This window comes from Pseudomonas sp. 15C, assembly GCF_055484735.1.
This window is the reverse complement of the sequence record NZ_JBUDGD010000036.1, coordinates 53,032-60,116: the sequence shown is the minus strand read 5'-3', so window position 1 is coordinate 60,116 and position 7,085 is coordinate 53,032. Positions and strand designations below refer to the sequence as shown.

General features: G+C 58.7%; 6 protein-coding genes. 1 reads left to right on the top strand and 5 read right to left on the bottom strand.

From position 1 onward, the window contains the following. Positions 1–179: 179 nt before the first annotated feature. Genes ACYYKW_RS18270 through ACYYKW_RS18255 form a run of 4 tightly spaced genes read right to left on the bottom strand, consistent with a single transcriptional unit; the run spans position 180 to position 3,975 of the window. A complete protein-coding gene (locus ACYYKW_RS18270) occupies positions 180–1,265 on the bottom strand; it encodes a polyamine ABC transporter substrate-binding protein (RefSeq protein WP_336357054.1) in 1,086 nt (361 codons plus the stop codon). A gap of 58 nt (positions 1,266–1,323) precedes the next feature. Next, a complete protein-coding gene (locus tag ACYYKW_RS18265; protein WP_206416259.1) occupies positions 1,324–1,668 on the bottom strand; it encodes a cupin domain-containing protein in 345 nt (114 codons plus the stop codon). 32 nt (positions 1,669–1,700) lie between these two features. Continuing rightward, a complete protein-coding gene (locus ACYYKW_RS18260; RefSeq protein WP_464990754.1) occupies positions 1,701–3,107 on the bottom strand; it encodes an NAD(P)/FAD-dependent oxidoreductase in 1,407 nt (468 codons plus the stop codon). A gap of 52 nt (positions 3,108–3,159) precedes the next feature. Beyond that, the gene (locus tag ACYYKW_RS18255; protein ID WP_464990753.1) at positions 3,160–3,975 is read right to left on the bottom strand and encodes a helix-turn-helix transcriptional regulator; all 816 of its coding nucleotides are present in this window, start codon (positions 3,973–3,975) and stop codon (positions 3,160–3,162) included. Positions 3,976–4,237: 262 nt separating this feature from the next. On the opposite strand from ACYYKW_RS18255, the gene ACYYKW_RS18250 reads away from it, so the two are divergent. After that, a complete protein-coding gene (locus tag ACYYKW_RS18250) occupies positions 4,238–4,510 on the top strand; it encodes a DUF1652 domain-containing protein (RefSeq protein WP_093101566.1) in 273 nt (90 codons plus the stop codon). 50 nt (positions 4,511–4,560) lie between these two features. On the opposite strand, the gene ACYYKW_RS18245 is transcribed toward ACYYKW_RS18250, so the two are convergent. Next, the gene (locus ACYYKW_RS18245) at positions 4,561–7,035 is read right to left on the bottom strand and encodes a UvrD-helicase domain-containing protein (RefSeq protein WP_464990752.1); all 2,475 of its coding nucleotides are present in this window, start codon (positions 7,033–7,035) and stop codon (positions 4,561–4,563) included. Between the last annotated feature and the right edge of the window lie 50 nt (positions 7,036–7,085).

Genomic DNA, 7,085 nt, shown 5'->3' with positions numbered 1-7,085 from the left:
CGAGCCTGCGAGGGCCGAACGCAGGGGCCCAGCGTTTTGGTTACTTTTGGGCGTCTGCAAAAGTGACCCGCTGTAAGAGCGGAACCGCCAGCCGCAACATCCAAAGAAACGGATATACACCCAAAACCCCAGGAACCTGGTCGGCCCAGAGGCCGCCAAGTCCAAAGCCCAAAAGAAACTCAACTCCCCGTGCGAATCTTGTTCCAAACGCGCGTCCGCACCCGGTCAATATTCAACGGCATCGCCTCCAGCGCAAACAGCTTGCCCATCATCTCCGGACTCGGATAAACCTTCGTATCGTTGCGGATCGCCGGATCAATCAACCCATCCGCCTGCTCATTGCCATTGGCGTAATGCACATAGTTACTGATCCCGGCCATTACCTCAGGCCGCAACAGATAGTTCATGAACGCATACCCGGCCTTTTCATCCGGCGCATCAGCCGGCATGGCCACCATGTCGAACCAGATCGCCGCGCCCTCCCTGGGAATCGCATACCCAATCTCGACGCCGTTCTTCGCCTCTTTCGCCCGGTTCTCCGCCTGCAAAATGTCCCCGGAAAACCCCACTGCCACGCAAATATCGCCATTGGCCAGATCACTGGTGTATTTCGACGAATGGAAATAGCTCACATACGGCCGCACTTTCATCAGCAGCGCTTCGGCTTTTTTATAGTCCTCGGGATTTTTGCTGTGGTGCGGCAGGCCCAGATAATTGAGCGCCGCCGGCAGCAATTCCGGACCGTTATCGAGAATCGCCACCCCACACTTCTGCAGTTTCTCCATGTTCTCGGGCTTGAAAATCAGGTCCCAGGAATCCACCGGCGCGTTGTCGCCCAATACCGCTTTGACCTTGGCGATGTTGTAGCCAATACCCGTGCTGCCCCACAGATACGGAAAACCGTGCTCGTTGCCCGGGTCATTGGTCTGCAACGCCTTGAGCAGCACCGGATTGAGATTCTTCCAGTTCGGCAACTGGCTCTTGTCGAGTTTCTTCAGCGCCCCGCCCTGAATCTGTCGGGCCATGAAATGGTTGGACGGAAACACCACGTCGTAACCGGATTTACCGGTCATCAACTTGCCGTCGAGGGTTTCGTTGCTGTCGTAGACGTCGTACGTCACGCCGATGCCCGTGGCTTTTTCGAAATTTTTGGTGGTGTCCGGCGCGATGTAGTCGGACCAGTTGTAAACCTTGACCGTTTCCGCGGCCTGAGCAAGGGAAACGGCGAGCATCAGCGGTGCCAGAGCGAGGGTCTTGCGGATCATGGATCGATTCCTGTGTGGGTTGTCTTTCTTGTTGGCAGGCAATCAAAGGATCAAATAATCAGAAAATCAGCACGTAGCTCTTGCGCACGGTTTCCTGGATGTCCCAGATACCGAGCGTGTTGGCTGGCAACATCAGTGCGTCGCCACCTTGTATGTGCAGGGTTTCGCCACCGTCATCGGGGGTGAAGGTGCAGCGTCCGGAAATGAAATGGCAGAACTCCTGAGCGGTGATCTGCCGGCGCCAGCGCCCGGGCGTGCATTCCCAGACCCCGGTTTCGACGCCATCGTCGCGCTCGACGCTGGTGGTCGAGGCGATCGCGACCGGCTCGCCGAGGGGCACGGCCACCGGGCTGGATTCGTCGAGTTGTAACGTGGCGGTATTCTTGAACTGGGTGATGCTCATGGGCTTACCTGTTTTTTGGAAATGAACGACGCTCAATGCATGAAACCTTCCATGAAACCGGCGACCCGGCTGGCGAGTTTGCGCCGCCACGGTGCGGTCGCCGGATTCGCCAGGGTCTGGTCCTCGTGGACGAAGCTTTTGATGATCGCGTTGTAACCGAGCCAGCGGCATGGTTCCGGCTCCCATGCGCGCAAGGCGTGAATGCCGCCGTCCGCCAGCACCCAGGGCTGATGGACCAGCTCGCTGTCGCGTTCAAGAATCAGATCGGCCAGGGTGCGGCCGCCGAGGTTGCTGGCACCGACACCCTCCCCGCCATAACCGCCGGACAGCGCAATACCGTTGGCGCGATCACAGAGCATGTGCGGTTTGAAATGTCGCGACATACCGAGATTGCCGCCCCAGGCGTGGGTGATCTGCACGTTTTTCAGCTGCGGGAACAACTCGCCGAACAGATAACGCCGCAGCTCGACTTCGTCACGGCTCAGATCAAAGTTGTGTCGCAGCTTGCCGGCGAACTGGTAGCCGCCGCGTGCGCCGAAGATCAAACGATTGTCGGCGCTGCGCTGGCCGTAAGTGACCTGGCGGCTGAATTCACTGAAGGCTTGACCGCGATTGAGGCCGATTTCGTCCCAGGTCGCCTGCGACAGCGGCTCGGTGGCGACGATCAGGCTTTGCACCGGCAACTGATAACGGCCCAGCGGTGGCAACGTTACCGAATAACCCTCGACTGCCGGCACGATCCAGCGGCTGCGTACATTGGCCCTGGCCGTGCGCAAACGGCCGGACTGCCATTGCGTGACCGGGCTGTTTTCGTAGATCTTCACCCCCATGTTCTGCACGGTACGCGCCAGCCCCCGCACCAGTTTCGCCGGGTGAATGGTCGCTACATGAGGCGCGTAAATGCCGCCGTATGGCTTGGCGATGCGGATCTGTTGCGCCAGTTGTTCCGGGCTGAGCCAGCGGTAATCGTCGTCGGTCAGGCCTTGGGCATGCAGTTTCGCCAGATAGTCGCGCAGGTTCGCTTCCTGCTCCGGATAACGCGCCGCGCAGTAAAGCACCCCGCCCTTGCGATAATCACAGTCGATACTTTCCTGTTCGAGGACGACCTCTACCTCATCGGGAATGCTGTGCAGCAGATCGAATGACGCCCGGCGCTGCTGCGGCGACAATCCGGCGAGCAAGCGATCCTCGCCGAGCAAATTACCCATCAACCACCCGCCATTGCGCCCGGACGCGCCGAAACCGGCGGTTTGCGCTTCGACAATCGCAATGTCGAGGCCCGGCGCGTGTTTTTTCAGGTAATAGGCCGTCCACAGCCCGGTGTAGCCGGCGCCGATAATCGCCACATCGACGTCCAGGTCCCGCTCAAGCTCAGGTCGCGCGGTCAGCGACTCGTCGAGCTGGTCCATCCACAAACTGATCGTGCGCCACGCTGGCATGCCAGACTCCACCACTTGAAACCTTCGATGGCGTCGATCCTAGTGGCAGTCCTTAGCCAGTGTCTTGCGCGCGTGCCCGCAAAGAAATTTGTTTGACGTAGGCTTTGGGCGACTGGCCGGTGTGCTGGCGGAAACAGCTGTAAAACGCCGACAACGAATTGAAACCGGCGGCAAACGCCAGCTCATCGATGCGCAGCGGCGGCATTGCGCTGTCGAGCGAACGCAGCAAATGCTGCAGGCGCGCCTGATTGACGTAGCGGTAGAAGCTTTGCCCGAGCACTTGATTCAGCAGGTAGGAAATCTGGTTGCGACTGTAGCCACACTCCTTCGCCACTCGCTGCAAATCGAGTTCGGGATCGAGATACGGCTGCTGTTTTTCGAAATACTGCTGCAGGTCTTCGGCCATAAAACTCAACTGGCGCGGCGACAATCCCAGGCGACTCTCTGCCGGGCGCTGGCTTGACGAGGCAGTGCCATCTGCTTGCGTACGCACCAGCGAGGCATATTCATTGACCCGCCAGATCAGCCCGTCCTTGACGGTGATCGCCTCGCTCGAGCGAAACGACACCAAGCCGTCGCCGCCGCGCAACGTCACTTCGTATTGGATGAACGCGGTGTTGCCATCGACGCGAATGCGGTCGCAATGCTCAAGCAGTTCGTCGGATTCTCGCGGCATGCTGACGCGCACGTATTCACGCAGCTCATCAAGGCCGAGCACGCGATTCTGAAAGAAATCGTTGTACTGGATATCCGGGTGATACAGCGCCATGACGCTGTCCAGATCGCGATGTTTCCAGCTCAAGTGATAGCGCATGACCGTGCCAGCCGTGGCTTGGGTCTGTGCGGGGCCGTCATCATCGGCGTGCATGGAAGGCTCGAAAAAAAGAACCGAGCTTGCCCAACATTGGCATTGGCGGCAACGAAAAATCAGTGATGGCCATTTGGCAAGTTCTCGCCTCGACGTGATCCACATCAAAAAAATCGCTGCAATCGCCAAATGGACTGAAAATTCTCACGAGAATTTCACAACTGGATGCTACTTTTAATAACTGTCACCGGTTGAGCCAATGAAGGCTCTTCCCACCTAACATGAGCAAACGGAAGCGCTCGATGAAGAAGGCGGGCAACACATGAATAAAGGGTTTAGCAAAGTCACGTTCCCCAATGCATGCCAGCTGATGCGCTGGCATTTTCATCCCATGGGTTTCGAAGCAACGATGGACGCGCCAGGCAGCATGGTCGCCCGTCTGTTCGATCGCGCCAGTGGGGAAACCATGATTGCCATCGCCGGTATTCCCTGCGCGACGGTCATGAATGCGGCAGACGTGGAACGAATCATCGAGGCTGTGGAGGATGAGCTGGAAGCTTTCATTCCTCCAGAGTCCTTCAGGAGTTACGCCTAGCCTGTTGATCTACAAAGAAAAAAGCCCGCGGTGTGCGGGCTTTTTTGTGCTCAGGTGGTTTGTCTGACCTTGCGCTGATCAGCAAAGAACGGCTTGTTGCTGGCGACCCGATCGGACGCCCGTGGCATGTTCACCGCTTGCGCGTCCTGCGGCTCAACGTACCAGTAGCAATGGCTGACCGCACGGGTGATGCCAACGTAGGCCAGGCGCAGGATTTCGTCTTTCTGGGCGTTGTCATACGGCTCGCTGTCGCCCGCTTTACCCAGCCCGGCCATGCGGTAAACCTGATTCTTGTAAGGCGAACTGGTCAGGTGTTGGCAATCACCGAGCAGGAACACCGCATCGGCCTGCAGGCCTTTGGCGCTGTGGTAGGTCAGTTGTTTCAGACGTCGAGCTTCGTACGGCAAGCTCGAATCTACATTAAGTACTGGCTGAATATGCTCTGTTATCAATGACTTATCGCTGCTTTTTCGATAAAGCATCAAGATCGAATGGCCCTGGCGATAGTGCTCGGACAACCGCTCAGCCAGTGCCTGATCGTCACGCTCGAGAACGTTGACCGCTTGCAATGGCTTGGGCGTTCCGCTCGCCTTGGCCTTTTTGCCCGGGATGGCCGGTGCCGCGCGAACGATATGTTCGGCGGCATCGATGATGTGTTGGTGGCTGCGGTAATTGTCGCTGAGCATCACCCGCGTCGTGCTCGGCGACGGGAATTCCTTGTCGAACGCCATGAAGTAACTCGGCGAACTGCCGCGCCAGCCATAGATCGACTGCCAGTCATCGCCAACGCACAGCAACGACGAGCGCTGTGCCCCGCGCCCGACGTGCATGGCCGGACCCCGGCTGCGGATTTCAGCGAGGCTTGCCCGTATCCAGGAAACGATCTGCGGCGAAACGTCCTGAAATTCGTCAATCATCAGATGTGACAGCGGCCGAAGCAGCTCATCGCTCAACAGCTTGAGGTTTTCCGGCGAATGCTCGCTGAACAAGGCGAACATCCGGTTGTAAGTCATGACCGGTGGTTTCTGATCGAGCAGATGATCTTCGAAGGCGCGCCAGAACAGGCTCAGCGCCTCGAAGAAAAACCGGTCCGGGTCGTCTTTGGCGAAACTCATGCGACCGACTGCATCGGGCACATCCAGCCCCAGGTTCTCGATAAACCCGGCCGCGCCGACAAAACAATCGAGCAACGGCGCCGAAGCCAGCTCGCCCTTGACCTTGTAGTCGAAGCCCGGACCGGCGCTGGCATCCCCGGCCAAGGTTGCCAGGATGCGCTTCGATGACTCGTAACTGTCCAGCCAGATCAACGGCTTACGACAGAAAGCTTGAAACAGGGTGCGCTTGACTGCCCATTCGGCGCGCACGCTGAGCTTGGCGTTGGGCCGGGAAAGCTGAGGGTTCTCGCGTTGATCGAAACCCAGCACTACCCAGGCATCCAGGCTCGGGATGTAGCCATGACTATGGAATTTCGCACCGTTGATCTCGAACGTCTGCCGATTCGGTTCGATGCCCTCAATCGGCCACGCACCGGCGCGAAACCAAAGGTCCTCGATCACATCGCAGAGTTCTTCATCACGTCGGGCGGCCAGCTCCGTTACCGCTACACGCTTTTGTACGTCCGGGTGATCGCGCTCCAGCTCCTTCAACTGCAAACCGGCGCGGGACAACGGCTGAATCAACTGCCGGAAACGTTCGTCTTCGTTAAACAAGCGGTGATAGCAGGCATTGAGCTGCTGGCGCTGCGCGTCATTGATGCGCAGGTCAAACGGGTTGCTGTCGACCTCTTCGGCAGCGCCCTGCGCTCTGTCACTGAGGTTCTCGAAAGCCTGCAAACGCTCGAAACCGGGCAAGCTGCGCACCATCGGCAGAATGCGCGAATGAAAGGTGCGCACCAGTTCGCGAGCCTGGCGCAGGTTCACTGCCAAATCCCACAGTGCGAACACTTCGATCAGTTTGTTGATGAAATCCTTGCGTGACTCGCGGGTGAAGGTCACCACAGTCATTGAATCCAGCTCGAAACCCAGATAGTGCTTGAGCAGCAGGATACGCAGCACCAGCGTGGTCGACTTACCCGCGCCGGCTCCGGCGACCACCGAGGTCGACGGCGTTTCGCTGAAGATCATCTTCCATTGCGCGGCGCTTGGCTGCGCGTGGGCAGGCAACAGGCGCGCGACATCGGCTTTCATGCGTTTTTTCAGTTCGGCGGTCAGCGGCAGTCGCCAATCGTCGAACAAATGATTGTCGACACTGGGCGGGCGATACTCGGTGTTGCGGCTGTCGCGTATCAGCAGCACCTGGCGGCCTTCCTCCAGCCCTTCGAGCTTGCCTTGTTTGAAGCCGTAATCGACACCAGCGGTGTGCCCGCTGCGAAAGCCATCCGCCTGCCCGTGCAACCAGGACGCACGGTGCTGCGCGCGCAAACGGGTCAGACCATGGCCGAAGAAACGCGCCGCCAGGCGTTTGAACCAGGGCATCTCGGCCAATGGGCGAAGTTCGGGAGGGAGATCGGGGGTGTGTTGCGCCACGCAGACGGCTCCAGTGTGTGAGGCTGAGGCGGCTATGGTGTCTGGATTCG